At 35.0% G+C, this 26,377-nt stretch carries 26 protein-coding genes and 1 tRNA gene; 15 read left to right on the top strand and 12 right to left on the bottom strand.

The window, feature by feature from the left end:
• Positions 1–467 precede the first annotated feature (467 nt).
• The gene (locus OPR21_RS00460; protein WP_006279559.1) at positions 468–1,532 is read right to left on the bottom strand and encodes a 5-(carboxyamino)imidazole ribonucleotide synthase; all 1,065 of its coding nucleotides are present in this window, start codon (positions 1,530–1,532) and stop codon (positions 468–470) included.
• Between the two features lie 99 nt (positions 1,533–1,631).
• Here OPR21_RS00460 and apaG point away from each other — a divergent pair, with 99 nt between their 5' ends.
• A complete protein-coding gene (gene apaG / locus OPR21_RS00455; protein ID WP_179951370.1) occupies positions 1,632–2,033 on the top strand; it encodes a Co2+/Mg2+ efflux protein ApaG in 402 nt (133 codons plus the stop codon).
• A 177-nt stretch (positions 2,034–2,210) separates the two neighbouring features.
• Complete coding sequence (locus tag OPR21_RS00450) at positions 2,211–3,128, top strand: Rpn family recombination-promoting nuclease/putative transposase (protein WP_264719029.1); 918 nt, start codon at positions 2,211–2,213, stop codon at positions 3,126–3,128.
• 10 nt (positions 3,129–3,138) lie between these two features.
• On the opposite strand, the gene OPR21_RS00445 is transcribed toward OPR21_RS00450, so the two are convergent.
• Positions 3,139–4,737 carry an ABC transporter permease gene (locus OPR21_RS00445; protein WP_236514351.1) on the bottom strand — a complete coding sequence of 533 codons (1,599 nt, stop codon included), beginning with the start codon at positions 4,735–4,737 and terminating at the stop codon, positions 3,139–3,141.
• Positions 4,738–4,866: 129 nt separating this feature from the next.
• On the opposite strand from OPR21_RS00445, the gene trhO reads away from it, so the two are divergent.
• Positions 4,867–5,634, top strand: coding sequence for an oxygen-dependent tRNA uridine(34) hydroxylase TrhO (trhO, locus tag OPR21_RS00440; RefSeq protein WP_265029986.1), 768 nt, complete (start codon positions 4,867–4,869; stop codon positions 5,632–5,634).
• On the opposite strand, the gene tnpC is transcribed toward trhO, so the two are convergent.
• The 4 genes from tnpC to OPR21_RS00420 all read right to left on the bottom strand — a co-directional run bounded on the left by tnpC (position 5,631) and on the right by OPR21_RS00420 (position 12,888).
• Positions 5,631–6,974 carry an IS66 family transposase gene (gene tnpC / locus OPR21_RS00435; RefSeq protein WP_265022247.1) on the bottom strand — a complete coding sequence of 448 codons (1,344 nt, stop codon included), beginning with the start codon at positions 6,972–6,974 and terminating at the stop codon, positions 5,631–5,633. The genes trhO and tnpC overlap by 4 nt on opposite strands.
• 286 nt (positions 6,975–7,260) lie before the next feature.
• A complete protein-coding gene (locus OPR21_RS00430) occupies positions 7,261–8,391 on the bottom strand; it encodes a leucine-rich repeat domain-containing protein (RefSeq protein WP_265029985.1) in 1,131 nt (376 codons plus the stop codon).
• 57 nt (positions 8,392–8,448) lie between these two features.
• Positions 8,449–10,899, bottom strand: coding sequence for a type I DNA topoisomerase (topA, locus tag OPR21_RS00425; protein WP_265029984.1), 2,451 nt, complete (start codon positions 10,897–10,899; stop codon positions 8,449–8,451).
• Between the two features lie 87 nt (positions 10,900–10,986).
• On the bottom strand, positions 10,987–12,888 hold the full coding sequence (locus OPR21_RS00420; RefSeq protein WP_265029983.1) for an ankyrin repeat domain-containing protein: 1,902 nt from the start codon (positions 12,886–12,888) through the stop codon (positions 10,987–10,989).
• A gap of 85 nt (positions 12,889–12,973) precedes the next feature.
• Here OPR21_RS00420 and OPR21_RS00415 point away from each other — a divergent pair, with 85 nt between their 5' ends.
• Positions 12,974–13,993, top strand: a complete 1,020-nt coding sequence (locus tag OPR21_RS00415) for an IS110 family RNA-guided transposase (protein ID WP_265029982.1) — start codon at positions 12,974–12,976, stop codon at positions 13,991–13,993.
• Positions 13,994–14,480: 487 nt separating this feature from the next.
• Here OPR21_RS00415 and OPR21_RS00410 read toward each other — a convergent pair whose 3' ends face one another.
• Entirely contained in the window at positions 14,481–14,672 is a 192-nt protein-coding gene (locus tag OPR21_RS00410; RefSeq protein WP_265029981.1) for a hypothetical protein, read from the bottom strand.
• 712 nt (positions 14,673–15,384) lie between these two features.
• Here OPR21_RS00410 and OPR21_RS00405 point away from each other — a divergent pair.
• Positions 15,385–15,458 (top strand) — tRNA-Arg (locus OPR21_RS00405).
• 8 nt (positions 15,459–15,466) lie between these two features.
• Here the strand turns inward: OPR21_RS00405 and OPR21_RS00400 are convergent.
• Positions 15,467–16,417: a complex I NDUFA9 subunit family protein gene (locus OPR21_RS00400; RefSeq protein WP_265029980.1), complete on the bottom strand. Its 951-nt coding sequence runs from the start codon at positions 16,415–16,417 to the stop codon at positions 15,467–15,469.
• 50 nt (positions 16,418–16,467) lie between these two features.
• Entirely contained in the window at positions 16,468–18,018 is a 1,551-nt protein-coding gene (locus tag OPR21_RS00395) for a UDP-N-acetylmuramoyl-tripeptide--D-alanyl-D-alanine ligase (protein WP_265029979.1), read from the bottom strand.
• Positions 18,019–18,201: 183 nt separating this feature from the next.
• Here OPR21_RS00395 and OPR21_RS00390 point away from each other — a divergent pair, with 183 nt between their 5' ends.
• Genes OPR21_RS00390 through mdh form a run of 7 tightly spaced genes read left to right on the top strand, consistent with a single transcriptional unit; the run spans position 18,202 to position 22,040 of the window.
• Positions 18,202–18,993 (top strand): hypothetical protein, encoded by a 792-nt coding sequence (locus OPR21_RS00390; RefSeq protein ID WP_265029978.1) that lies wholly within the window; start codon positions 18,202–18,204, stop codon positions 18,991–18,993.
• A gap of 16 nt (positions 18,994–19,009) precedes the next feature.
• Positions 19,010–19,267 carry a hypothetical protein gene (locus OPR21_RS00385; RefSeq protein ID WP_006279579.1) on the top strand — a complete coding sequence of 86 codons (258 nt, stop codon included), beginning with the start codon at positions 19,010–19,012 and terminating at the stop codon, positions 19,265–19,267.
• Positions 19,268–19,270: 3 nt separating this feature from the next.
• Positions 19,271–19,639 carry an HIT domain-containing protein gene (locus OPR21_RS00380; protein WP_006279578.1) on the top strand — a complete coding sequence of 123 codons (369 nt, stop codon included), beginning with the start codon at positions 19,271–19,273 and terminating at the stop codon, positions 19,637–19,639.
• An 18-nt stretch (positions 19,640–19,657) separates the two neighbouring features.
• Positions 19,658–20,011, top strand: a complete 354-nt coding sequence (locus OPR21_RS00375) for an NADH-quinone oxidoreductase subunit A (protein ID WP_006279576.1) — start codon at positions 19,658–19,660, stop codon at positions 20,009–20,011.
• A 3-nt stretch (positions 20,012–20,014) separates the two neighbouring features.
• Entirely contained in the window at positions 20,015–20,521 is a 507-nt protein-coding gene (locus tag OPR21_RS00370) for a NuoB/complex I 20 kDa subunit family protein (protein ID WP_006279574.1), read from the top strand.
• A complete protein-coding gene (locus OPR21_RS00365; protein ID WP_006279573.1) occupies positions 20,514–21,086 on the top strand; it encodes an NADH-quinone oxidoreductase subunit C in 573 nt (190 codons plus the stop codon). Before OPR21_RS00370 ends, OPR21_RS00365 begins: the two co-directional genes overlap by 8 nt.
• 3 nt (positions 21,087–21,089) lie before the next feature.
• A complete protein-coding gene (gene mdh / locus OPR21_RS00360; protein WP_236514358.1) occupies positions 21,090–22,040 on the top strand; it encodes a malate dehydrogenase in 951 nt (316 codons plus the stop codon).
• Positions 22,041–22,067: 27 nt separating this feature from the next.
• Here the strand turns inward: mdh and OPR21_RS00355 are convergent, their stop codons facing one another.
• The 3 genes from OPR21_RS00355 to OPR21_RS00345 are packed head-to-tail and all read right to left on the bottom strand — an operon-like array spanning position 22,068 to position 23,930.
• The gene (locus OPR21_RS00355) at positions 22,068–22,835 is read right to left on the bottom strand and encodes a TatD family hydrolase (RefSeq protein ID WP_010082353.1); all 768 of its coding nucleotides are present in this window, start codon (positions 22,833–22,835) and stop codon (positions 22,068–22,070) included.
• Positions 22,832–23,278 carry an RNA pyrophosphohydrolase gene (locus OPR21_RS00350; RefSeq protein ID WP_007548581.1) on the bottom strand — a complete coding sequence of 149 codons (447 nt, stop codon included), beginning with the start codon at positions 23,276–23,278 and terminating at the stop codon, positions 22,832–22,834. The genes OPR21_RS00355 and OPR21_RS00350 overlap by 4 nt, the downstream gene beginning before the upstream one ends.
• A gap of 34 nt (positions 23,279–23,312) precedes the next feature.
• Positions 23,313–23,930 carry an AAA family ATPase gene (locus tag OPR21_RS00345; RefSeq protein WP_022626414.1) on the bottom strand — a complete coding sequence of 206 codons (618 nt, stop codon included), beginning with the start codon at positions 23,928–23,930 and terminating at the stop codon, positions 23,313–23,315.
• Between the two features lie 179 nt (positions 23,931–24,109).
• Between OPR21_RS00345 and rsfS the strand changes: the two genes are divergently transcribed.
• Genes rsfS through tyrS form a run of 3 tightly spaced genes read left to right on the top strand, consistent with a single transcriptional unit; the run spans position 24,110 to position 25,909 of the window.
• Positions 24,110–24,427, top strand: coding sequence for a ribosome silencing factor (gene rsfS, locus OPR21_RS00340; protein WP_015589391.1), 318 nt, complete (start codon positions 24,110–24,112; stop codon positions 24,425–24,427).
• Positions 24,418–24,657 (top strand): hypothetical protein, encoded by a 240-nt coding sequence (locus OPR21_RS00335; RefSeq protein WP_049973599.1) that lies wholly within the window; start codon positions 24,418–24,420, stop codon positions 24,655–24,657. The genes rsfS and OPR21_RS00335 overlap by 10 nt, the downstream gene beginning before the upstream one ends.
• A gap of 1 nt (position 24,658) precedes the next feature.
• Positions 24,659–25,909 carry a tyrosine--tRNA ligase gene (gene tyrS, locus OPR21_RS00330; protein WP_007548582.1) on the top strand — a complete coding sequence of 417 codons (1,251 nt, stop codon included), beginning with the start codon at positions 24,659–24,661 and terminating at the stop codon, positions 25,907–25,909.
• Positions 25,910–26,377: the final 468 nt, after the last annotated feature.

Below are 26,377 nucleotides of genomic sequence, written 5' to 3'. Positions count from 1 at the left end.
GCGTTTTAGAATAAAAAAAACGCCGATATTTTAGTACATAGTAAATAGCCAACCACCACGGGGCTTCTTTTGCCTTTTTTTTTATTTGGTAAATTTCTTAATATTTATGGCTAAACGACAATCGTCATCCCGCTACTTGTTAGCGGGATCTAGAGATACCGCGGCGGCATGACGTAGGACTGCTGTCATTCAAGTAGCTGACGCTGGAACCCAGCCTTGCTGTAATCTCATCAAGAACGTTGTGTTTTAACATAAGATCAGCCACTTTTATGCTTACCAACTTAATAAAATTCCTGGATCCAAGTAGTCAGGCTACTCGGATGACACCTTCACAAAGTGAAATGAGATCCCGCTAACAAGCAGCGGGATGACGGGAAAAGAGGTGCTAGAATGACACCGTTTACTATGTAACATCTCATCATATCACAATGTTCGTACAGTTGTGGCGGTATGACGTAGAAAAACTGTTAACTTAAATCTATATTGACATGTCCCATTTTACGCTTATCCCTAACCTCTTTTTTCCCATATATGGTTAAACTAGCTTTTTCGTTGCTCAAATACTTATGAGAATCATATATATCATTACCTATTATATTTTTCGTCATACAAGGAAAGCGTAATACTACTTCCTGCATAGGTAACCCGCATATTATCCTAACTAGCTGTTCAAATTGACTAACGTTACATGCATCCAAGCTCCAGTGGCAAGAATTGTGAGGTCTGGGAGCTAGTTCATTAACTAACAATTCGTTATCTTTAGTAACAAAAAATTCAATAGCCAGAATTCCTATTACATCAAGCGCATTTGCTATTTTCTTTGCAGCTCGTTGTACCTCTTGAGTTAATTTGCTATCTATTTTAGCTGGCACTGTTGAAGTATCAAGTATTCCATCAACGTGGTAATTTTCTGCTATAGGAAAAAAAGCTACTTTACAGTTTTTATCTCTTGCAACGACTATTGAAACCTCTTTCAGTAAATCAACACTTGCTTCAAGAATGTACTCTGTATTCCAATCAAAGGAAGCAAATTGCTTCACTTCAGAATCATTCTCAAGCACATATTGTCCTTTTCCATCGTAACCCATTTCTGTTGTTTTCAGCCTTATTGGATAGCCAAAAGCTCTACTGCTTTTCAGTAGCTCATTATAATTTTGTATACTCTTATAGTTAGCAGTTTTTATACCCAAGTTTTTAATAAAATCCTTTTCTCTCAGTCTGTTCTGCGAAATGTGTAACGCTTTTTTACCCGGATAAAAATTTACATCGATATCAATTGCACTACATGGAATATTTTCAGACTCAATAGTAACTAAATCCACACTCTGTGCAAAAGATTCAAGAGCTTTCTTATCAGAGAAATCTGCTATTGTGAAATCATCAGCAACAGAGCAAGCCGGATCGTCTTTAGCACTGGCAAAAACATGTGTTTTTTGTCCAAGTTTTGTTGCAGCGATAGCAGTCATTTTACCTAATTGTCCACCACCTATTATTCCTATTACTTTTTTGCTAAGCGCATCTGGTTCGTTCATACTATAAATTGATATTTCCTAATTAAAGTATACTTGAAAAATCTATGAAAAAAGCATATAATTAGAATATTATCTTTTTATCATGAATATTCTATAATGATTCTAGAATACACATTGACTACCAACTTTGTTGAAGTTACAGTTTTACCAATTTACATTGAAGAGCAATCCATTCCTTATGAAAATTGCTATGTATGGATGTATAACGTTAAGATAAAAAACAAAAGCCAATCAACTATTCAATTGTTAAGTCGTCATTGGCAAATAATAGATTATAAGGGCAAAGTAAATGAAATTGCCGGAGTTGGTGTTATCGGAGAACAGCCTGTGATAAAATCTGGAGAGGTATTTAAATACACAAGTGGAACATACTTAAATGTACCGTCAGGAATAATGCAGGGTAAGTATGAATTTCTGAATGAAGAAAGCATAAAAGTTTTTGAAGTTATGATACCACCCTTTTCTTTGGATAGTCCATACATCAAAACTAGACCCCATTAACTGTCAAAATAGTTTATTTGTAACCAGACTGCATTCTGTGATTTTTAGCAAAGCACGATCTTTCATTTGAGCTTTCTTCAATTTAAAATAAATACAGAAACTAGCTATCTTCAAAAATATGGTTGAATAATTGTTAATAATAGTGTATAATTATTAATATTTTCAAGCATTTTTGCCATGGCTCTTTCAAAATTTCTCGATCCTCGCAATGATTTGTGTTTCAAAAAAATCTTTGGAACGGAAAAAAATAAGAATATCCTGATCCACTTTTTGAACGATATTTTAGGGTTTACTGAGATAAATGCAATACAAGAAGTTGAGTTTCTTAGCACTATTATGGATCCCGAAGTTGCCTCTGATAAACAAAGTATTGTTGATGTTCTCTGCAAGGATTCTCACGGAAATAGATATATAGCAGAAATGCAGCTCGCTAGAGACAAGGGCTTCGAAAAACGCGCTCAATTATATGCCGCTAAAGCCTACTCAAGACAATTAGATAAATCTGGCAACTACATTGATTTAAAGAAAGTCTTCTTTATTGCTATATCAAATTGTAACTTACTTCCTGAAGAAGTTGATTATATTTCTACTCACAATATACGTGATATAAAAACTAACGGCCATTACTTAAAAGATTTTCAGTTTGTCTTTATTGAGTTGCCTAAATTCGCAAAAAATAAAGTAGAGCAGTTAGAAAGTATAGTAGAAAGGTGGTGTTTCTTTTTTAAATACGCAGAAGAAACAACAGAAGAGGACTTAAAAGAGATAGCAGAAAAAGCGCCAATAATAAAGCTAGCATATGATGAATTAGACAAGTTTCGTTGGAACGAAAAAGATTTAGTAGCCTATGAAGAAAGGATAATGGATCTACGCAAAGAAGAAGCTATTCTTGAATACAGACTTGATCTTGCTGAAGAGAAAGGTATACAAAAAGGTATAGAGAAAGGGAAAATTGAAGGGAAAATTGAAGGGAAAATTGAAGGGAAAATTGAAGTCGCAAAAGCAATGCTGGCTAATAATGTTGATGTCAACACTATTGTTAAGTTTACTGGCCTTTCTATTAGTGAGATTGAAGAATTAAGTGGAAATCTGTGAACAGTTACGTTTATTTTTTATCCTTATCATCAAGTGTAAATAAGGTTATTGTAGAGATTAAGCCTATTATAACTATTATTAACGAAAATGGGGCAGCTTCTCTATAGCGCTCATCGCTTACAAGTTCATATATTCTAGTTGATATAGTTTCAAAATTAAATGGTCTTATAATAAGTGTTGCTGTGAGCTCTTTGATAGTATCCATAAATACGAGCAAAAATCCCGATAATATACTCTTCTTGATGAGAGGGATATGAACATTCAAACATGTGGAAATAGGTCCATGACCCATAGTATATGCAGTCCACTCAATTTCATTTGGTGTTTTTTTGAGCCCTGACTCTACCGCCTTGAAAGATATAGCAAAAAAACGGAATAAATATGAGTAAACTAATGCGCCAATAGTTCCTACTAAGCTAATTTCCACAACATATTGAGTAATGAAAGAGGATATTCTGCTTAAAAATATTATTATACTAATTGCGATAATTGCATTTGGAATTGCGTAGCCTAAAGAAATGAGACGCGCTATATTGTTGATTACCTTATTTTTACGCGCCGTATATCCAATCATTATTGCAATGCTAATTGAGATTAATGCGGTGATAAATGATAAACTAATGCTATTTGCTATTATGTTATAGAATCTTGCTTCGTATATGAAAAACCCCTTCTCTATGCTCCAATATATGAGCGGAATCATTGGCAAAATAAAACCTATTAATATCGGCAATACACACATAAGATAAGCAAAGATCAACGGTATAGCGCCACTTATACTCCGTTTGTTGTGATAATCTGAATTGGTATTGATTGAAGAGTAGGATATTCCTTTTTTTTGTAGTTTTTTTTCGATAGCTATTAGTGTTGCAACGAAAATCAACTCTGCAACTGCTAAAACAGTAGTTGAATATTTGTCATGCAGTAAAAACCAGGTGCGATATATTCCTGTCGTAAAAGTATCGATAGCAAGAAACTGTGGTGTGCCGAAATCTGTAATTACTTCCATTAGTACCAAAGACAACCCAGCTATAATTGATGGGCGTATGGAGGGTATGATGACAGAAAACAGGCTCTTCAATGAGGAGAACCCAAGTGTTGACGCAATAGTGACTGAGTTACTAACATTCTTTAGACTTGAGCGGACTAACATATAAACGTATGGATATAGGCTGAATCCCATTACTAATATTCCACCACCTAGGGATTTTATTTCAGGAAACCAATAGTCACCTTTGCTCCACTCTAAAATGTCTCTTAATGAGCTCTGCACCGGACCTGAAAACTCTAGTGTATTTACATAGACGAACGCTACTATATATCCAGGAATCGATATTGGAAAGAACAAAGCAATCTCAAAAATTTTACTTCCAGGAAATGAAAAAAATGTGGTAAGCCAAGCTGGAATTACTCCAAATATAAAGGATATTCCCCCCACTCCTATCATCAAAATTAACGTATTCAGTATATATTCAGGGAAAAGTGTGCTGATTACCCATCCAGAATTTGCTGATTCTGTAAATAGAATCGATATTAACGATAGTATAGGACAGACGAATAATATACTTACTGAAAATAAGAATATATTTTTAAATACTCTCAAAAACATTAATTTGGATCTATATTTGATATTAAAATGTTATATGTAAAAACTAAAGATATCCAGTAATTAACAGCCGTACTATTGAATATCTTTATAATTTTGTATATCATGTTTTTAGTTGATAAGTGAATAATCATGAGCTTCGTCATTGCAACTTTCTATCACTTTGTAGAACTCTCTAATTATTATGACATGAAAGACGAAATAAAAACTGCATGCGACAACATTGAATTAAAGGGTACTATACTCCTTGCAGAAGAGGGTATTAATGCAACCGTATCTGGTGAAAGAAACGCGATTGATAAAATATTCGATTTTCTACGTTCTGATTATAGGCTAAGGGACCTTACATGGAAAGAGAGTGCAGCAGAATATCAACCATTTAGCAAGATGAAGGTAAAATTAAAAAGAGAGATTGTGAATCTTGGTGTAGGCAATCTTGATATTTCCCTTAAGGGTAAATATGTTGATCCAGAGCATTGGGATGATTTTACTTCTCAACCTGACGTTTTAGTAATAGATACACGAAATGAGTATGAAGTGAAATTAGGCAAGTTTAAGAATGCAATTAATCCACACACACAATGTTTCCGTGAGTTTCCTCAGTGGACAGAGTCATTTTCTGAGAGTAAAGACCTGAAAGTGGCTATGTACTGCACTGGTGGGATTAGATGCGAAAAATCTACAGCATATATGAAAAGCCTTGGATTTAGTGATGTTTACCATCTTAAAGGCGGCATTCTTTCTTACCTTGAAAAAACTTATAATAAAAATGGTAATTGGAAAGGAGAATGTTTTGTTTTTGATGATAGAATTGCTGTTGATAACTCACTTACTCCAAGCAACACAATAAAATACATATTCTGCTCAAATCGTAACCGTTCACGGAATATTCCCAATTAGGCAGGAATAGCGACTAAATTCTGTAGTTTCTGGACAGGATTCTGATCATTCAAACGTGCAGTCAAAAATATCGAAAGCATTCTTTCAATGAACTTTTCTCCACGTTCTGACCAAGTGAAAAAACTATTTTTACGATAAATGACGTACCGTCTAGCCTGACGTTCTGCAAGGTTATTGGTTGTCTCGATCAGATCAGGATTGCGCACGAATCTCCACATCATATCTTCAGAACGTAGTATATTGGCAGCCATTCTCGAGGCCTGAGTTCCTTTTGCAACCCTTGTTATCTCTCGCAAAAAATGTTTCACCCTTTTTCGAATCTTCCTCATTAACCGGAAAAATCTTAAATTGTCTATCAGGTTTTGTTTACGTGCTCTATCTACCACAAATACCCTGTTGCTCAGCGATTTTAATGCTGCGCCAATTCTGCTCACTTCAACATTTTTACTGTAAAAAAACCTTTCAAAGTCCCTTGCTAAATGGGCCCAGCATATCTGTCTGTTTTCACGATTAAAGTAATTATACGCAGCATACCTATCGCTTATAACTATTCCATCATACTCTGGCAATAGCCCTTTTAATATCTTCTTTCCGCGAGATCCAACTAACTTCATAAGTGTTGCTGTTTTATTCGTTACTACCCAACTCCAACCTTTCTTTCCCTGGTTCCTATGGCTTGTTTCATCTATATGTAAATACTTGCTTTTCCGTAGCTCTTCTCTTATTTTTTCGTATTCAGATATACATTTTTCTGATACTCTACCCTCGGTCTTTGATACCAAACCTAGGCTTATATTCAGATTAAATATGCTGCTCAAAATTTGCTGTACTTCCCTTTTTGAATTGATAAAAAATCCACTAAAACTGCTAATTACTGCTTTTGCATTAGCTCCTAAAAGATCCCTTGTCACACCTTCAGGCAGACTAGCTGAGATCCTTTTCTTACACGCCTTACAGTAGCCTTTTTGTAGCCTATATTCAGTCACTATCGGTTTAATTTTTGGCAATTCAACCTTTTGATGCACAGTTTCTTCTTCTAAAATAACTTGGCTTCCACACATGCAAATTGTATCAATTGAACATTTTACCACCTCATCTGCTACCATCAATTCCCGCTTGTGCGCTTCATGTCCTGGCTGCCCGCCTGGTTTTTTATCGCTCTTCTTTTTTGTCTTTTTGCGATATACATCTTGCGATGGTGGCAGCGATGAATTTTTTGAATTTAAACCCAGCTTATCCTCTAGCTCAATTATTTTTGTCCTTAACTTATCATTCTCTGCTTTCAGAGTACCAACTTCTGACTCCAATACCACAATCTTTTCTTGTAGCACCTCTATCATCAACCCCTCATCTATCTAGTTTATTGTTTTTTATACTAATTATGCAATTTTTGTAAACTACTTTCTTATACCGTGAATGGACAAAGTTGATAAGCCTAAACGCCATCATGTCTTTAGGAGAGTCTGCTAATGAAGGCTCTTAAGTTGACGCCATTGCGTGAACGGTTACCTCAAATCAAGTTTCAACTGATAAACTGAAATCAGTTCCACGTGGCCAAGTGGTTTGTTTCAACTGTAAACTTTAGCATTAGAAAAAAGCTCCTGTACTAGAATTTAACACGGATCTTCAACAACTCCTTCGTGGTTGCATATTGTTTAATTCAGTGCTTTCAAGATATGTACTCACAGCATAACCCACCCCAGCTCCGAGTAACGCGCCAACCACAGCAGATGCAATAAACGCTGCAACAGAAACACCAACAGGAGTTAAAGCAGCAGCCCCTAAACAATATGCTGCAACTAGACCAATAACTAAACCAACTGTTGCTCCACAAATATAGTATTTGCTACTGCTCTTAAGTTTTTCTTGCGAGTTTGATACCTCATCCTGCAATTTTACGTTTGCACCTTTACCGCTAATCTTGTAACCAATTATATTAAGTGAAGGAAGATTTTTTTTGAGTTTATCTAATTCTTTTGCAACTTCATTGCTAATCTTGCAACCAATTAAATTGAGTAAAGTAAGATTTGTAAGTTTGGTTAATTCTTTTGCAACTTCAACACCAATATTGCACCCAGCTAAATGAAGTGAAGTAAGATTTGTAAGTTTGGTTAATTCTTTTGCAACTTCAACACCAATATTGCACCCAGCTAAATGAAGTGAAGTAAGATTTGTAAGTTTGGTTAATTCTTTTGCAACTCCAACACTAATCTTGCACTTACCTAAATCAAGTGAAGGAAGATTTTTGAGCTTAGCTAATTCTTGTACAATTTCAACACTAATCTCGCACCCAGCTAAATGAAGTGAAGTAAGATTTGTAAGTTTGGTTAATTCTTTTGCAACTCCAACACTAATCTTGCACTTACCTAAATCAAGTGAAGTAAGATTTGTAAGTTTGGCTAATTCTTTTGCATCTTTAACACTAATCTTGTGCCCAGCTAAATTAAGTGAAGTAAGATTTGTGAACTTAGCTGATTCTCCTGCAGCTTCAACACTAATCTTGCACTCACTTAAATCAAGTGAAGTAAGATTTATAAGCTTAGCTAATTCTCTTGCAACTTCAACACTAATCTTGCACTTACCTAAATCAAGTGAAGTAAGATTTTTGAGCTCAGCTAATTCTTTTACAATTTCAACACTAATCTTGCACTCAGTTAAATCAAGTCTTGTGATATTTGGTATGCCTACTAACTTACTTACATCCGTGTAATCTAACCTACATAAAGCTGGAGTGTCGCCCTGTGTGTAAAATATCATTTATCCCACCGCATTATTAGAGTATATTTTAACTTTACCTAATATTTCAATAAAAGTCTATTTCTTACCCTTAATCAACTCTAAAGCCTTCTCCAGATCTATACTCTCAATATCTGCACTCTTGCCCAAAGCAACGTTTGTTTTACCGCATTTTATATAGAATCCGTACCTACCGTTGCAGATAAAAACTTCTTTTCCCTTTTCATTAACCCCGAGAGATTTTAACTCTTTGCGTGGACTGTTTGCAATAATTTGTACAGCTTCGCTCAATTCTGTATTCAGCACCTCTTTGGAGCTTTTCTTAAGAGAAAAGTATCTACCATCATAGAAAATATAGTACCCAAATCGCCCAAGGCCTATTTTTACTTCCTTTCCGGTTTCAGGGTGTTCTCCGATTACTTTTGGCAAGGAAAGTAACTGAGTAGCGGTGCTCAGATCAATCTCATTAACATTTATATCTTTTGGTATGGAAACCGTTTTTTTCTTTTTTAACTCGTTATTAAACTCCAGATAAAGTCCAAAAGGACCCTTTTTGATCATCACTTCTTGGTTTGTTATATCATCTACACCTAAACTTTTTGGATATTCTGAATTGTCGTTACTACCTGTAATTTCTTTTGTATGGTTGCATTCAGGATAGTTAGAACATCCAAGGAACACCCCGGCTTTTCCAAAGTTCAATTTCAATATGCCACCTAAGCAGTCAGGGCATTTCGTATTCACCTCTTTTCTTCCTTCTTCTGAACAAAACCAATCGACTACCAAATCGTGAATGCCGCTAAAAACTTCATCATGCGTCATTTGCTTGACAGAGTTTACATGACCAAAAAATGGCACCCAAAAGTGGCCTAATTCTTTTTTCCAATCTGCATGTCCATTTGAAATTAAATCAAGCTTTTCTTCCATTTGTGCTGTGAAATCATACTCTACACAACGCTGAAAAAAGGTTTCTAAAAATATAGTAACGATTTTACCGCGGCTGCTTGGAATAAATCTTTTGTTATCCAATGAAACGTACTCACGATCTTGTAATACCGAAATAATTGTTGCATAAGTTGATGGGCGGCCTATACCGATTTCTTCCATTTTTTTTACGATACTTGCTTCACTATAACGAGGTGGCGGTTGAGTGAAATGTTGTTTTGGCTCAACTGAAATCAGCTTGCATGCTTCCCCTTCCTTCATGGCAGGTAGCAGGCCTTCATTTTCGGCTTCCATGTTATCTTGATAGACTCTATAAAAACCATCAAAGAATATACTTGATCCACTTGCTCGCAGAATTACTTTCTGGTCAGTAGAACTAATTTCGACTACCACTTGATCAAGAATCGCCGACTCCATTTGACTTGCAATGGTCCTTTTCCAGATTAAATCATACAATTTAAATTGCTCTGGCGTTAAGTAATCCTTAATACTACCCGGTGTTCTATTGATATCAGTTGGACGAATTGCTTCATGTGCTTCTTGAGCATTTTTAACCTTTTTTACATATTTACGAGGAGACTGCGGTAAATATTTATCACCATATAATGACTTAATTGACCCTCTAATTGAGTTTATAGCCTCATCTGCAATATGAAACCCATCTGTACGCATGTAAGTTATCAACCCTACAGTTTCACCACCAATATCGATACCTTCATATAAATTTTGCGCTATGCGCATAACACTTTTCACATTAAAATACAGTTTATTCACTGCATCTTGCTGAAGACTTGAAGTAATAAATGGAGGAAGCGGGTTTCTCTTAACTTGCTTGCGTTCTACTGTGCTTACAGCATACTGCCTTGACTCAATCTCCCTGACTAAGTTCTTTGCTTCTTCTTCATTCTTAATATCAAATTTTTCTAGCTTTTTATTGTCATAGTGGCTTAGCATAGCAAAAAAAGCCTCATCTTTGCTATTTTGCATTTCTGCTTTTATGCTCCAATACTCCTGTGTTATAAATTTAATAATTTCATCTTCTCGTTCGCATATAATCTTTAATGCAACAGACTGCACTCGCCCTGCAGACTTGCTCCCCGACAATTTTGTCCACAGCAGTGGTGACAAGCTAAATCCAACTAGATAATCCAAAGCTCTACGTGCTTGTTGTGCACGCACTAAATCCATATTTATTTCACGTGGATTCTTTATTGCTTCTTGTACTGCTCTTTTTGTTATCTCATTAAAGACTACTCTATAAATGTTGTTTTCATTACTGATTGCTTTCTTTTCTTTTAATGTCTCTATCACATGCCAAGCCATTGCTTCCCCTTCTCTGTCTGGGTCTGTTGCAAGATATATATCTGATGTTTTGCTTGCGGCTTTTACTAACTCTTTTATATACTTTTCTGCTTTTTCAATGGTTTCATACTTTATAGCAAAATCATTATCTGGATCGACAGAACCGTTTTTTGCTGGAAGATCTCTCACATGTCCAAAGGATGCAGCTACTTTGAACTCTTTACTCAAATATTTACCTATTGTCTTTGCTTTCGCAGGTGATTCAACTATTAATAATGCCATATTGTTAATTATTTTAGTACTTAAAGATAATATGTTGAGAAATATACAATGAAAAGTAAAAAAATATTTTAATGGTTCTTGTGAATTTTACAAAGTAGGTTCTTGACCCTCTTTAGAAAACCCTTGGACGTTGATATTTTCAAGCGACTTTGAAGGCTCATTACAATAGTATATGATCGCAGCAGCAACCAGACAACAAGCTCCAACTGCTATTCCCACCGCTAACATTTCTAGGTGAACTGCAATAGCTACTCCTAAAGCAACTCCAGCCACTGCCAGTACAGAGGCAGTTACAATAGGCAGTTTGCTCCTCTTTTCATTTTGTGGACTTGGTCGTATATTATTGTTCTGGATGTCATTTTCTTGATCTGAAACTAGTATTTTAGTACTGCCACCTTCAGAAGCTATGCTACTAGAGTTACCGTTGGTTGTTAAAAATTCTGGTTGTGTACTTTGTTGATTACCATTACTTTCGAGTTCTGAAGAAGCCTCACTATTACTTGCACCTATGTGTTTAATAATGCCAGTTATTTCACTTACAGGCTGAGGAACTTGCTCATCAACACTAGAAGAACAAGCTTGATCAATGTTTTGATCATCAGGGCTCTCGCTTGATAGGTTATTCTCTATAACCTTTGCAAACGCTCTTACTTTCAATGTAGGAGCATGCCTTTCTGCAAAATTTTCAAAATCTACGAAGTTAATTAGAGTGATTCCTCCATTTCCTAACTCTTTTCTAAAGTCATCTTTGTGAACTTTAAAAAAGTTTTCTATACCAGCAAATATCATTGCTTGAAAATCACGCCTATAATGCGTTGATAAAGCATCAATTAGCGGCTCATGATTGTGCAGAAAAATTTCTTTTTTTATTTCGTTAGCTTTATTAATTAGAGTATAAGCATATTCTGGATATTGCCTTTGTAAGCTTTTTTGGTTATCAAACTTACTGCATATATCTTCATTTTTTTCCCATATACTTACTAATGTACTAGTGTCACTTTCCTTCAAAAAGTCATGTAGTAACTTATCTTCCTCCTCAAGTTTTTCGTATTCACCTAGGCACCTATTCCAATATTCTGACATTTCCCTTGTAAAATTAGAATTATGTTGTACTAGATATTCTGGCTTTTGTGCATTGGAACCTTGTAACTTAATTTCATGTGCTATCAGAAACTCCGCTGCACTTTTGTGTTTCTTTTCAACAGCCAAATGCAAAGGAGTTTTGCCATCTGCGTTTTGTAAATTAACATCAGCCTCTGCTGCTAATAGAGCATTCACTGCATCTGTATGGCCATTTTCAGCAGCCAAATGTAAAGGAGTATCGTAAAGCCAACAATCTCTCACATCAACATCAGCCCCTGCTGCTAATAGAGCATTTATTGCATCTGTATAACCATTTTCAGCAGCCCAATGTAAAGGAGTCCATCCATTTTCACTCTTCGTATTAACACTAGCTTTACTTGCTATTAGAACTTCTACTATCTTTTTATGGTCATTTGCAATAACCCAATGTAAAAGAGCCCATCCATAATTCCATAAACCATCACTCGTATTAATATTAAATTCTTCTGCCTCCAATAGAGCATTTACTGCTTTTGTATGGCCATTTTTAATAGCCAAACGTAAAGGAGTTTCTCCATTATCATCTATTGCATCAATATCAGCCCCTTTTGCTAATAAAGCATTTATTGCACCCGTATGGCCTGTTTCAGCAGCCCTATGCAAAGAAGTTTGTTCCTTCTTACTTTTTGCATTAATATTAACCCCCGCCCCCGCTTTTATTAGAGCATTTACTACCTCCTTGTGACCAATTTTGGCAGCCCAATATAAAGGGGTCAGTCCATTCATATCTTTCGTATTAACATCAGCTCCATTTGATATCAGAGCTTCTACTACCTTTTTGCAGCCATCCCTAGTAGTCAAATATAACAATGTAAGTTTAAAAGAGGCAAGACATACTGTAATTGCTATTGAATGATGGAGAGACATACTCCATTATTTTAGCGCGAGGTAACAAATTCAATAGAATGAGTTCTTCAAAAATAATTTAAACTTTTACGGTAGGAGTAGTCTCATGAAATATTATAGTGGATTAGATGTCTCACTCAAAGAAACTTTTATTAGTATCGTTGATGAGAAAGGAAAAATTGTTAAAGAAGAAGTTGTTGCAAGTGAGAGCAGTGCAATAGCTGAGTTTCTGCTTATTCAAAGCAGAGAATACGAATCCATAGGAATAGAAAGTGGGCAATTGTCAATATCGATGTGTAAAGAGTTGAAGAATCTTGGGTTGCCAGTAATTTGTGTAGATGCAAGACATATGGCAGCAGCATTATCTGCAAGGATCAATAAGAATGATAAAAATGATGCAAGAGGTATAGCACAAATGATGAGAGTTGGGCTATTTAAGGAGGTATTAGTAAAATCAGACGAAGCTTGTCAGGTTAAAATAATGCTTGGAAGCAGAAGACAATTAATACGTAGCAGAGAGCAAATTGCGGGAACAATAAGAGGATTACTGAAAATATACGGGATAAAAGTTAATCAACGTCTTAGTTTTGCAAACTTTGCTTTCAAAATGCAAGAAACAATTAACAATCTAGATGAAATTAGCAAAAACTCAATTGAATCATTAGTACATAGTTTAGAAACAATAGAAGAATCGATAAGAAAACTTGATAAAATGCTCTCAGAGCAAGGTAAAAAAGATGAGGATTGTAAATTATTAACTACTGTTCCAGGAGTTGGTATTATAGTAGCAATGACATATAAAGCTGCAATAGATAATCCATATAGGTTTGAAACATCCTATACGGTTGGAGCCTATATGGGATTAAGCCCAAGACAGTACGCTTCTGGTGAGATTGATCGACACGGAAGTATATCAAAAATGGGGCCAGTGGAATGTAGGAATATGTTGTATGAAGCTGCACAAGTCTTACTGGTAAAATGTAAAAGGACATTTAAATTAAGAAGCTGGGGATTAAAGCTTGCAAAAAAGAAGGGTATGAAGAAAGCAATTATTGCTGTAGCAAGAAAATTATCTGTAATTATGCATAGGATGTTGGTTAACAAAACAGAATTTTGTTATCAATAAACACTAAAGGAGTATAAAACAATAATTTTACTGAAAGTGAAGATAGTAATGCCGATGGAAGGGATAAGCAAGAATTTAGGTTGAAGCATAGACTTCGTGAAAGACATGTTGCCGTCCACTTCCGCCTAACAAGTATAGTGCGGCTTGGCAAATTAAAATTTTGGCCATGTTAGACCGCGGAGAGAACCATGGAAGCATACTATTTTAACTTATATTAGGGTGATGGGGAAAGTATGACACTTTAATTTTTATAAGCCTAATGAATATGTGAATAAGTACTTTAAGTGTGTGTAGCGTACTTATTCACATATTCATTGGCTACATTAATTTAAAAGGGATTAAATAGAAATTTAGTGCTAGTGTTTTAATTGCCAATAAAACCCCTTTTGATTGAATAAGATAATACGATAGTAAATAAAAGATTGTATTAGAGCTGAATTTTACATCAAAAAATATTTTTCATGATACAAAAAATTATTATTGACTTTCATGCAATTAGAGAACCTGTATATAAGGTGAATTTATAATTTATGTTAAATCTATCATTTTTCCAATCCTGGAATGTACTTAAATCTATCCTCTGTAACCTCTCTTTTATCTTTTCGATTATGTTACCCTGATTTAAATCACCATCAGCATTTACTGCACTTAATATTTTTATCCACTGTTCATATTTCATAACTTTTCTCTACTAAACACTATACAAGCGTTTTATCCAGTATTTCAGCAACTGTCAATTTTGCTAACAAATCACGTAAAAATTTGTAGAAAACACTGGACTCCGTAGCATTACAAAAAATCCAATTATTTTCTTGCATTACTCTCTGTCATTCTGTTGCTCCTTTCTTGTCATCCCGCCGCGAACCGTCATACCGTCACGGTATCTCATCCGCTAACAAGTAACGGGATGACGGTTGTCGTTTATCCATAAATATTTAAGAAACTTACCAAATAAAAAAAAAGGCAAAGAAACCCCGTAGTGCGAGTTTTGACTCTCTAATGCTTTAAATTGGCGCTGTAATAATGTGCTGACGCTTAGTTTAAGCGCGATTTGGCTGAATGTAGAAAAAATTTAAAAGACATGCAGCCGCTATAATTTTATATAATCCGCTAATAAACACCTGAGTTTTTTTACTGGATTTTGTTGTTGAGCCCGCGCGGATCAAAAACAAGTTTTGAGTCAGAAATACTCTTAGTGCAATGATAAGGGCGCTGGCGGAGTTTGTTAAGTAAGTTTCTATATAATATTTTCTAAAATAAATAGACTTCTTGCATCCAATTTTGGCAGCGCGCGACACACAACTGCAATGACAAGGTGTCGCAAGATAAACATCATATTCACACGAAGTACTTGACTTCACTTGTACTAAGAAGCATTTTATATATGTTGTGTGCCCGTAGCTCAGCTGGATAGAGCAACAGCCTTCTAAGCTGTGGGTCGTAGGTTCGAATCCCACCGGGCACACTCTTCTATCAATACTTTCTATAAATCTTCAAGTACTCTGGCACCACATTTTCAATTGCTAATGGTCGAACCTTCATTGTTTCAAGGTCAACTGACTTTTCGATTGAACTATTCATCATAACTTTCACCTGATCTTGAGTAAGCACAGGGTTCGTATCTCCGGTTATTGGTTTTAGCAGCATAGAAATAATTTTATTTTCTAAAAAGAAAGCTATTAACTTTGCCATTGGAAAAGATACATTGATCAACAAACACTTTCTGTTAGTAACATTCAGAATAAACTTCAATAAGCTTTTGAAGGAGTAAACCTTTGGTCCACCCATGTTATAAATTTTCTTGTCTTGCTTATTAAAACTGATAATACGATATACCACTTCAGCTAAGTCTGTTACACATATGGGCTGAAATTTAGTCGTTCCATTGCCAATTAGTGGTAAGAAAGGAAGAATAGTTGCTAATCTTGCAAATTTATTAAAGAAGTTGTCTTCTTTACCAAATACAAGGCTTGGCCTAATTATTATTGCTTTTTGAAATGCTGAAGTTACAGCTTTTTCACCTTCCAATTTACTTTTGGCATATTTTGACAACTTGCTATTTTCTATTCCCATAGCAGAAAAATGTATCATCATAGGTACATTTTTCATTTTTGCAGCTTTTGCTATCCTTTCAGCTATTTTAACGTGAACAGCGTAAAAATCGTGCTTTTTTGCTTCATATAATATTCCCACTAAGTTTATAGCTACATCACATTCTTCCATACCATCCAGAACTGATTTTTCATCAAAAAAATCGCCTTTAAATATTGATATTTGTCCTAAATTGCCACACAATTTTAAACAAGCAGCTTTTTCCTGATTACGAGTGAATATCTTTATTAAATATCCTTCTGCTGCCAAGCGTCTTACGATGTGTTTCCCTATAAACCCCGTTCCACCAAAAATAATTACACGTTTTGTCACAATTAAAGTTCCTAATAATTTGTTACTGTAAATTAATACAATGATTTCGCTTAATATTTTATTACGAATTCCCGTACAATAAGATCCATTTTCATTCCTCGTGAGCCTTTAACTAGAATTGCATCATTATTCTGAATAATGTTAGCTAAATCACTTTTCAATTGATTAGAATCATTAAAATGCGCGCCTCTTATATTATCTGGCAAAAGCTCATGCAATTCTAACATAAATTTACCAACTGTATAAACTTTATCTATATTATTTCCTGTGATAATCTTAACCAAATCTGTATGAAACTCTATGCTTTCATCACCAAGTTCCAACATATCACCAAGCAAAGCTACTTTTCTCTGATTAGAATATGTACTCAAAGTTTTTATCGCAGTTTTCATCGAAGCAGGGCTGGCGTTATAGGAGTCATCAATTAAATGTATATATTTTCTATTGTATTTGACCTTATGAATATTGCCTCTACCTTTCGCTACACCAAAATTCTTAAGTGCAAGTGGTAATTTTGATAAATCAAGTCCGAGGCTTTGCACAACTGCTGCAACAGCAAGTAGCGAATAAGCAAAATGCTCACCTTGTACACGTAAATTACAGTTTATAATTTGATTATCACTCAGCCTGATTTTTAAATTTAATCTATTAGCAACTCGGTTTGATGTCATTCCAGCGCGTGACGCTGGAATCCAGTCTTTATTATACAACCGTCTGATATGCTCATTTGCAATTAAATTTTCTGGATCCAAGTAGTCAAGCACTGGGATGACAGAGGAGGGTGTTGGAACGACAGAAGATAGTGCTGAAATGACAGAAGGTTCATCGTTTCTTATTAAGTTTAGTAAACAAACTTCAGCATTTTTATCTTTACCGAAGCTTATTACATTTCTATTGGCGTGTGATGAGAGATAATCATAATATTTATTATCTCTGCTTAAAACCAAAGTACCGTTATTTTTCATACCATACAGAATTTCTAACTTCGCTTGTGCAACGTCAAATAGTGATGAAAAATTTTCAGTATGTGCAGGTTCGATGTTGGTAATAACTGCAATATTCGGATTACTAACTTTTGATAATTCTTTTATTTCACCAGCTTTATTCATTCCCATTTCAAGAATTAAGTACTGGCAGTTTTTTGGAGCTTTTAGAATTGTCAAAGGCAACCCTATATTATTATTTAAGTTACCTTCGTTTGCATGGGACACTCCATATTGCGATAAAACAGTATGCAGCATATCCTTTGTAGTGGTTTTCCCGACACTGCCTGTAACTGCAATAACTTTAGCATCAATAAGAACATTTCTAATGTAGTATGATGCCATATCGTGCAAAGCTTTCAGGGTATCTTGTACAATAATGAGAGGGAAACTTTTATATTTACCCTCACTCACTATTGCAGCGACAGCCCCTTTTAAAAACGCTTCATGCAAAAAATTATGGCCATCAAAATTCTTTCCCTTGAGTGCAATAAATAAATCACCTTTTTTTATGCTTCTTGTGTCCGTTGAAATATTTGAGCTATGTATCCAATTACAACCATTTACGTCTCTTCCGCCAGTTGCATCAATGATATTATTTGTGTTCCATTTACACATAATTTAGAGTATTCTTTATAATAAATTGAACAATAAAAGTAGCGAAAATACTACATGTTTTAGACAATGTACAAATAATGGTTGCAATCCCTATAATTCTATCTTATAATGGATATAGAAGTTTAAATTTTTTCGTCTATAATTAAAATGTATTTAGTTATAGAAAGTACCTTGGAGGTATGTATGCCAAAAAACGACCAAAATGAAGAATCTACTTCTATACTAGCTAAAGTAGGAAGTTTTCTAGGTAGAGGTGTAAAGGCTACAGGTCGGGTGCTTGCTCTTGTGCCTAAAGCACTTATTTACCCTATAAAGAAGCCGTTTGCTTCAATGGGTGAAATGAAACATGATGCCACAGTTTCGTTAAAGGAAGCTGTTGGTATAGATGTACCTGAAGAAGAAAGGGAATATGATCCACCTATAGAAACCACACAGGCTAGTAAGGATCTTGGTGTACAAATAACAGAGCAAAAGAAAGGGATAGGAAAGGTAAGTTTTTTAGTGTCAAGAACTCTGACGGGAGATATACCTTATTTGAATGATGAACAATTGAATAAAATAAAAGCACTAAAAAGTGAGTATTCAAACATCACTATACATAGAGAAGAAAATAAAATTGTAATTGAAATTAACGTTGAGGAAATAGCTAACACTATTAAAACTAATCCTGATAATACAGGCAAGAGCGAGAAAGAAATAAAAGAGCTTGTTCTTAAAGGAATTGCTAATAAAGTTGACGAAGACCTTAAGAAGCTGGCAAAAATTACCGGTGGAGAATTTAAAATTCATACAGACTTAAAATTGCTGAATGGTATTGCAGAAAAATTGTATTATGATAATCAAAAGCAGTCATCAGACAAAGTTGTGAAGTCTGATGTTGGTCAGCCTTCAGAAACTATAGCTTCAGGTGAGAAAAAATGGGCGCAAGAAGCTATAAAAGCAGGTAAGTCGCAAAGTTGTGGAATGCAAAAATAAGTTATAGGGGAGTATTATGAGTGAAGCTAAAAAAATAGAGGAAAGACATCATAGTCTAACTGTTCCTGGGGATATGTATCACTTACAACCAGGAGTTATTACTGGAAAAAGGGTAAGTGGAATAGAACCCTTTTTGAAAGAACAGCAGGACATGGTAAAAGTAAGGGAACTTGTAAGCTCTTTAAATCTTGAAGATGCTTCTGGTGAAGCGATAAAACCACTATCTACACCTAATGTAGAGAAAAACGAAGAAAGAGGGAAAGGTCGCTCTTAAAATATGAGCAATGAAGCTTATGATAGCGATAACATCTTTGCTCAAATATTAAGAGGTGAGTTACCTTGTGAGAAGGTACATGAAAATGAAAATGTACTAGCTTTTCATGATAAGTACCCTGACGCGCCAGTTCATATTTTAGTTATACCAAAAAATCAATATATTTCATATGATGACTTCATTCTAAAAGCTCCTGAAGAGGAAATAGTGGATTTCTTCAAAACTGTAAGAGAGATAGCACACAAATATAATCTAGAAAAAACAGGATATAGATTAGTCACTAACTACGGTGAAAATGGAGAGCAGGTTGTACCACACTTTCACGTGCATATTTTAGGTGGTAAAAAGTTAGGAAAGCATGTAAACTCATAGTGTTATATGTTTTGTTAAATGAGCGAATATTTAACCATAGTAATCTTTATCTGCGTATCAATTGTAGTATCTTTTGCTTTAGGTATATTGCCTATGTTTCTTGCAGTGAGTAAGCCAGATGGTGAAAAGCTTTCCACATATGAGTGTGGCTTCAATCCACTATCTAGTGCAAGAAAAAATTTTGACATTAAATTTTATCTAGTTTCAATATTATTTATAATATTTGACTTAGAAATTGCTTTTCTTTTTCCTTGGGCTGTTTCTTTATCTAAGATAAGCTATGGTGGATTTTGGTCTATGATGGTATTTCTTGCAATACTCACTATAGGTTTTATCTATGAATGGTGTAAAGGTGCATTAGAGTGGGAGTAGTTTATGACAAATCAAATTCTATCTAATGATGACTGGGGTCGTTATAAAAAAGAAGGGTTTCTTGTCACTAAATTTGGTGATTTAACAGATTATGTAATGAATTGGGCAAGGTCTGGTTCATTGTGGCCAATGACATTTGGTCTTGCATGTTGCGCAGTTGAGATGATGCATACTGCATCCAGCCGTTATGATCTTGATAGATATGGTATAATGTTTCGTGCAAGCCCACGTCAATCAGATGTGATGATTGTTGCTGGCACACTAACTAATAAAATGGCAGCAGCATTGCGCAAGGTTTATGATCAAATGGCAGACCCGAAGTATGTTATTTCCATGGGAAGTTGTGCAAATGGTGGTGGTTATTACCATTACTCTTATTCAGTAGTTCGAGGCTGTGATAGAATTGTGCCAGTTGACGTGTATGTCCCTGGATGCCCACCAACCGCTGAGGCGTTGCTATATGGAATGCTATGCCTACAAAACAAAATAAAACGGACTCGGAATGGATAAAACTGCAAAGTATATACAAAAAAAGACCAAATGCGAGTGCATTCAAAAAGATGATGGCATTATTGTAATATATTCAACTTTAGATGAAATTGAAAAGTACCTATTCTTTCTACGTGATGATGAAAAGTGTAGGTTTGAACTATTAGTTGATATTTTTGGGGTTGACTATCCAAATAGAGAGAAGCGTTTCGAGCTAATATACAATCTGCTCAGCATTGTGCATAATATTAGAGTACACATAAAGCTTCAGTTATGTGAAAGCGACATGCCTCCAAGTGTAGCGAAGATATTTAGTACGGCTTTGTGGTTTGAGCGTGAAGTGTTTGATATGTATGGAATAGAGTTTTCTGATCACCCTGATTTGCGTAGGATTCTAACAGACTATGGATTCAAAGGTCATCCAATGTTAAAAGATTTCCCTCTCACTGGTTATGAGGAAGTAAGATATGATATAGAGACAAAAAAGGTTGTATATAATCCTATAGATTTACCGCAAGATTTTCGTATGTTTGATAGCTTATCGCCTTGGGAAGGTAAAACCATAAAAGTAAATACAAAGGAGTAGAAAATGACAGTACAAAGAAAAAAAATATCTTTAATCGGTGCAGGAAATATCGGTGGAACTCTCACCCATATGATTGCACTAAGGGAACTCGGTGATGTTGTTTTACTTGATATTAGTGATGGAATACCACAAGGTAAAGCACTCGACATAGCAGAATCATCCCCTATTGATGGATTTGATGTCAATATTACTGGCACAAATAGGTATGAAGATATAAAAAACTCCGATGCAATTATAATAACCGCTGGCATTGCCAGAAAACCAGGAATGAGCAGAGATGACCTCCTGCAAACCAATGCTAAAGTAATGAAGGAGGTTGGCGAAAATATTAAAAAATATTCTCCAAACACGTTTGTAATAGTGGTTACCAACCCTTTGGATGCCATGGTTTCAGTGGTGCATAAATTTTCAAACCTTCCAACTAATATGATTGTTGGCATGGCAGGAGTGCTTGATTCTTCCCGTTTTCGTTACTTTCTTGCAAGTGAGTTAAATATCTCAGTTGAAGATATATCTGCTTTTGTGCTTGGAGGACATGGCGACACTATGGTACCACTAATCAATTGTACTTCAGTTGCTGGAATTCCACTTACTCAAATTATCGATATGGGTCTTATCACACAGAAAAAAGTCGATGAAATAGTTGAACGCACTCGCAATGGCGGTAAAGAAATAGTTGATCTGCTTAAGTCTGGATCTGCATACTACGCTCCTGCATCTTCAGCTATATGCATGTTAGAATCATATTTAAAAGATAAGAGGCGCATATTACCATGTGCTGCTTACCTTAATGGTGAATATGGTGTAGAAGATTTGTTTATTGGTGTTCCTGTAATTATTGGAAAAAACGGAATTGAAAAGATCCTAGAAGTTAAAATGAATGATAGTGAACAAGAAATGTTTAATAAGTCTGTAAACTCGGTGAGAGAGCTGGTGAAATCTTTAGGTTCATAAGCAAATTAATGGTTTTATAGAGCTTCTTTATAGCTCAAACAGCCTAAAAAAGTTGCTTGTGGTTACCTTCGCTACTTGTTCTGGTGACTCATTCCACAACTCTGCCAAACAATCAACAACGTATTTCACCATTGCTGGTTCATTCTTTTTTCCCCTATAAGGCTCAGGTGATAGATATGGTGCATCAGTTTCGACTAAAACACGCTCGCGTGGTACATTTTGTGCAATTTCTCTGAGTAAGCTCGCATTTTTAAAAGTAATAATTCCAGAAAATGAAATATATAACCCCAAATCTATAGATTGATAAGCAAGTTCTTTAGAGGAAGCAAAGCAGTGCATTACTCCACTAAAAGCACCGGCTTTCATTTCTGACCTTAACATATCGATCATCTCATTATCAGCGCTTCTTGTGTGAATAACTAAAGGTAGTCCAGTTATTCTTGACGCTTCTATATGTAATGCAAAACTTTTTTTCTGATTGTCTTTGTTGTCAGATTTATAAAAATCTAACCCGGTTTCACCGATACTAATTACCTTTTGGTTCTTGGTAAATTCAACTAATTCATCAACATGTATACACTCACCGTTTTCTATAGCAGCATCAAGCGGATGTATACCAACAGAGGAGTAGACCTGATCATAGGATGAAGAAATTTTTAATAACTTAGGAACATCGTCAATGCTTACGCATATGTTATGCAAAACCTTTACACCATTTTGCTCTGCCCTTGAAATTACTTTTGGTATTTCATCGTCAGAAAAATAAATCAAGTGGCAATGAGAATCTACTATCATGAGCTTATTGTTGAGGCTTTTATTATAGAAGAAAACTCTTCTATCACTGTTTTATAAACTTCTTTTTTAAATGATATAGCACTGGCTACTAAACTATCTATACCTTGCCAACGCCACTCTTTGAACTCTGGATGACCAGTATAATTAATATCAATGTCCTCATCCTCTCCGCAAAACTTCATTAAGAACCACCTTTGCTTTTGACCAGAATATTTTCCATTCCAGCATATTGGTATAACTTCTTCAGGCAAGTTGTAGTATATCCAATCCTTGCTTTTAGTTATAACCTTTACTTTATTAGTACCAACCTCCTCTAGCAACTCACGTAACGCTGCTTGTTCCAGTTCCTCACCATCATCAACACCTCCTTGTGGCATCTGCCAGTAAGAATCGCTATCAAAGCGTTTTCCAATAAAGGCATGTCCTTGTCTGTTAAATAGCATTATGCCAACACAAGGACGGTACTTATCTTTCTGCTCAACCACGAGTACGCTCTGTTTTTAAATGATTTGTTACAGAAGTTTTAATTAATTTTCCATTTTTTTCTTTCTTCATCTCTTCAACAATTTTCTTTGCAACTTCCTTTGCACTCAAGTTCGAGTTATCAATTTCAAGCGAACCCTCAGGTATAAATAGCCTTTTCCCTTCAATTTTCTTTATAGCAAAATCCGGATCAGTAATTTTATTTTCCTGATATCTCTCTTCTGATTGGACACGTCTTACTAGTTTTTCATTATTACAATGTAATACTACAGAAAAAATTTCCATGTCCATTTTTTTACTTAAATTTACCACTGAGTTATATAATCTTTGGTCATAGGGATCACCCTCTATCAATTCATTTGTAAATATATAATGTTTTGATTTTACGTAGTGTTTTTCCAGTATTGCTAATACATTTTCCCTAACTGCAAAAATTTTTTCCCATAGGTCATCTGGAACTTCAGCGTTTTGTAATTTAACAATATCAAATATAATATTATTGAATAGATTATTGCTTACTATTACTGCACCAATGATTTTACACAGTTCCTTTGCAGTAGTAAACTTACCACTGCCTGGAAAGCCGATTAAGTAGATGAGAGTCTTGCCCATAATGAATACTAGTAAAAAGCTATTTTCAATTATATAAAAAGTATATACATTGTACATGCTAAAAACATGATGATAAAATAGATGCAGGTAATACCTTTAACAAGTAGTTGCGTTGAAAATAGTTCATATTTAGAAATTTTGAGTATATAATTATAAATGAATCATATAACCTGTAAACAATGCTTAGCGATATGAAATCGATAAGAAGTACAATTGAAGAGATAATAGATCAAAATAAAGGTCATGATATAGTAACTTTTGATGTGCAGAATAAAACCGTTATTGCAAAATATATGATTATTGCATCTGGTGATTCAAGCCGTCACGTTAAAGCTTTAGCTGAGCACGTAATAAAAAGCCTCAAGCCACATGATAAAATAGATGTAGAAGGTATGGATGAAGGCAATTGGGTGGTTTTGAATTTTCAAGGCATAATGGTTCACATATTCAGGCCGGAAGTAAGGGAGTATTATAAAATAGAAGAGTTATGGAATTGATTATCCAGATAGCTGGTACACAATTGCACAAACGTTGTAATTTTGAAGGCAACTCCTGCACAGGTAGTGGTGTCATGAAAGTAGCTGACACTGGAATCCAGTTTTTCATGCAATTTCATCGAAAACGTTGTATAGTGTGCTTGTTTATAATTAAGTTCCAGTGTCTGGGCACTGGCTTCTCTATTAGGGTTACCTTCGGCATTAATGACAGGATAGACTGGGGTTTATAAAATGAAACACGCATCTGAATTTTTAAATTTCATCCAAGAAAGAGGGTACCTATACCAATGCACAAACATTGAAGGACTAGATCAATTATTATTGCAGAGCAATTATATAGTTGCATACATTGGGTTTGATTGCACAGCACCAAGTCTTCATGCTGGTCACCTAATTCAGATTATGATGCTCTGTCACCTACAAAAATTTGGTTATAAGCCGATAGTCTTACTTGGAGGTGGCACAACAAAAATTGGTGACCCATCCTTCAAAGATAAAGCAAGAAGCATCTTGCCTGTAGAGAACATCAATCAAAATACATCCAGTATAAGGAGAATATTAGAGAAAATGGTGTCTTTTAATGACAGCAAGACTGGTGCAATGATAGTAAATAACGCAGATTGGTTGGATAACATAAAATACATAGATTTTTTGCGTGATATAGGAGCTTATTTTTCTGTAAATCGTATGCTAAGTTTTGATAGTGTGAAAACCAGGCTGGATAGAGAGCAAACCTTAAGCTTTCTGGAATTTAATTACATGCTATTGCAAGCTTACGACTTTATTGAATTAAACAAAAAATATGATTGTCGTCTGCAGATTGGAGGGTCAGACCAGTGGGGAAATATAGTAAACGGAATTGAACTTGGAAAAAAGTTGAATTTACCTGAGCTATTTGGCCTTACCATGCCTCTTTTATTAAATGCACAAGGAAAAAAAATGGGCAAAACTGAAAGTGGAGCAGTGTGGCTTGATGATAATATGCTAAAGCCTTACGACTACTGGCAATATTTTCGCAACGTTGATGATCAAGATGTTGGACGTTTTTTAAGATTGCTCACTGATGTGCCAATTGATGAGATTAGAAAATTAGAGTCTTTAAAGGATCAAGAAATAAATGAAGCAAAAAAGGTCTTGGCAACAGAAGTGACAAAAATATGTCATGGTGACAAAGAAGCGGAACTTGCACAATTTGCTGCAATTTCTGCTTTTGAGAATGAAGATAGCTCACTACTTCCTGATTACATCATAAAAAAAGAACAAGTTGCAAGCGGCATATCCTTAGTAGACCTACTACATGACACCGGTTTTGAACCTTCAAAAGGCGCTGCAAAGCGTTTAATACAGGGCAACGGATGCAAGATTAATGATAATGTTGTAAACAATATTGATCATGTAATAAATTTCGAAAGCTTTAAAGATCAGCCATTTATAAAATTATCTGCAGGAAAGAAACGCCATATAAAAGTTGTGGTAGATTAGGTCTCGAAGTAAGAAAACAAATTTTATACAAGTGAGAAATTAGATATGGAGCAAATTTTCAAAATTCGAGAATTATGTATAAAACAACTGGAAAGATAGTAGAAAGCGAAATTCTATTATATATAGCTAAAGTGGCTTAGGTTTACCTACAATTTGAAAAACAACAAATTCGTCATTCCGCTACTCATTAGCGGAATCTATACCGCGAATGAATCCATAACTGTACGGACATTGCAATTTGGGCCTAGCAGGAGGGCAATGCCTCTTATCCAAGTACCCTCTTCTTGTCATCCCAGTGCTTGACACTGGGATGGCTTTGTTGCATCGCTACTTATGAAAGGCTAACTATAGTTAGGATTATAAGCAACCTATTGAAAATCTTGTTTTTTTGCAATCAATCTGATCAAATTTAAGAATAGTAATTTGTTATTTATATTAATAAATTTAATTCTATTGAAAATAGCTAAA

Origin of the sequence: Wolbachia endosymbiont (group A) of Philonthus cognatus (assembly GCF_947251755.1) — a bacterium.
Lineage (GTDB): Bacteria > Pseudomonadota > Alphaproteobacteria > Rickettsiales > Anaplasmataceae > Wolbachia > Wolbachia pipientis.
Note: the sequence above shows the minus strand (reverse complement) of the source record. Positions and strands in the feature narration are given on the sequence as shown.

Coding starts and splice junctions, on each gene's coding strand:
- OPR21_RS00460 (WP_006279559.1), bottom strand. CDS start 1,532: ATGAACGAACCAGATGCGCTTAGCAAAAAAGTAATAGGAATAATAGGT.
- OPR21_RS00450 (WP_264719029.1), top strand. CDS start 2,211: ATGGCTCTTTCAAAATTTCTCGATCCTCGCAATGATTTGTGTTTCAAA.
- OPR21_RS00445 (WP_236514351.1), bottom strand. CDS start 4,737: ATGTTTTTGAGAGTATTTAAAAATATATTCTTATTTTCAGTAAGTATA.
- trhO (WP_265029986.1), top strand. CDS start 4,867: ATGAGCTTCGTCATTGCAACTTTCTATCACTTTGTAGAACTCTCTAAT.
- tnpC (WP_265022247.1), bottom strand. CDS start 6,974: ATGATAGAGGTGCTACAAGAAAAGATTGTGGTATTGGAGTCAGAAGTT.
- OPR21_RS00430 (WP_265029985.1), bottom strand. CDS start 8,391: ATGATATTTTACACACAGGGCGACACTCCAGCTTTATGTAGGTTAGAT.
- topA (WP_265029984.1), bottom strand. CDS start 10,899: ATGGCATTATTAATAGTTGAATCACCTGCGAAAGCAAAGACAATAGGT.
- OPR21_RS00420 (WP_265029983.1), bottom strand. CDS start 12,888: ATGTCTCTCCATCATTCAATAGCAATTACAGTATGTCTTGCCTCTTTT.
- OPR21_RS00415 (WP_265029982.1), top strand. CDS start 12,974: ATGAAATATTATAGTGGATTAGATGTCTCACTCAAAGAAACTTTTATT.
- OPR21_RS00410 (WP_265029981.1), bottom strand. CDS start 14,672: ATGAAATATGAACAGTGGATAAAAATATTAAGTGCAGTAAATGCTGAT.
- OPR21_RS00395 (WP_265029979.1), bottom strand. CDS start 18,018: ATGTGTAAATGGAACACAAATAATATCATTGATGCAACTGGCGGAAGA.
- OPR21_RS00390 (WP_265029978.1), top strand. CDS start 18,202: ATGCCAAAAAACGACCAAAATGAAGAATCTACTTCTATACTAGCTAAA.
- OPR21_RS00385 (WP_006279579.1), top strand. CDS start 19,010: ATGAGTGAAGCTAAAAAAATAGAGGAAAGACATCATAGTCTAACTGTT.
- OPR21_RS00380 (WP_006279578.1), top strand. CDS start 19,271: ATGAGCAATGAAGCTTATGATAGCGATAACATCTTTGCTCAAATATTA.
- OPR21_RS00375 (WP_006279576.1), top strand. CDS start 19,658: ATGAGCGAATATTTAACCATAGTAATCTTTATCTGCGTATCAATTGTA.
- OPR21_RS00370 (WP_006279574.1), top strand. CDS start 20,015: ATGACAAATCAAATTCTATCTAATGATGACTGGGGTCGTTATAAAAAA.
- OPR21_RS00365 (WP_006279573.1), top strand. CDS start 20,514: ATGGATAAAACTGCAAAGTATATACAAAAAAAGACCAAATGCGAGTGC.
- mdh (WP_236514358.1), top strand. CDS start 21,090: ATGACAGTACAAAGAAAAAAAATATCTTTAATCGGTGCAGGAAATATC.
- OPR21_RS00355 (WP_010082353.1), bottom strand. CDS start 22,835: ATGATAGTAGATTCTCATTGCCACTTGATTTATTTTTCTGACGATGAA.
- OPR21_RS00350 (WP_007548581.1), bottom strand. CDS start 23,278: ATGCTATTTAACAGACAAGGACATGCCTTTATTGGAAAACGCTTTGAT.
- OPR21_RS00345 (WP_022626414.1), bottom strand. CDS start 23,930: ATGGGCAAGACTCTCATCTACTTAATCGGCTTTCCAGGCAGTGGTAAG.
- rsfS (WP_015589391.1), top strand. CDS start 24,110: ATGCTTAGCGATATGAAATCGATAAGAAGTACAATTGAAGAGATAATA.
- OPR21_RS00335 (WP_049973599.1), top strand. CDS start 24,418: ATGGAATTGATTATCCAGATAGCTGGTACACAATTGCACAAACGTTGT.
- tyrS (WP_007548582.1), top strand. CDS start 24,659: ATGAAACACGCATCTGAATTTTTAAATTTCATCCAAGAAAGAGGGTAC.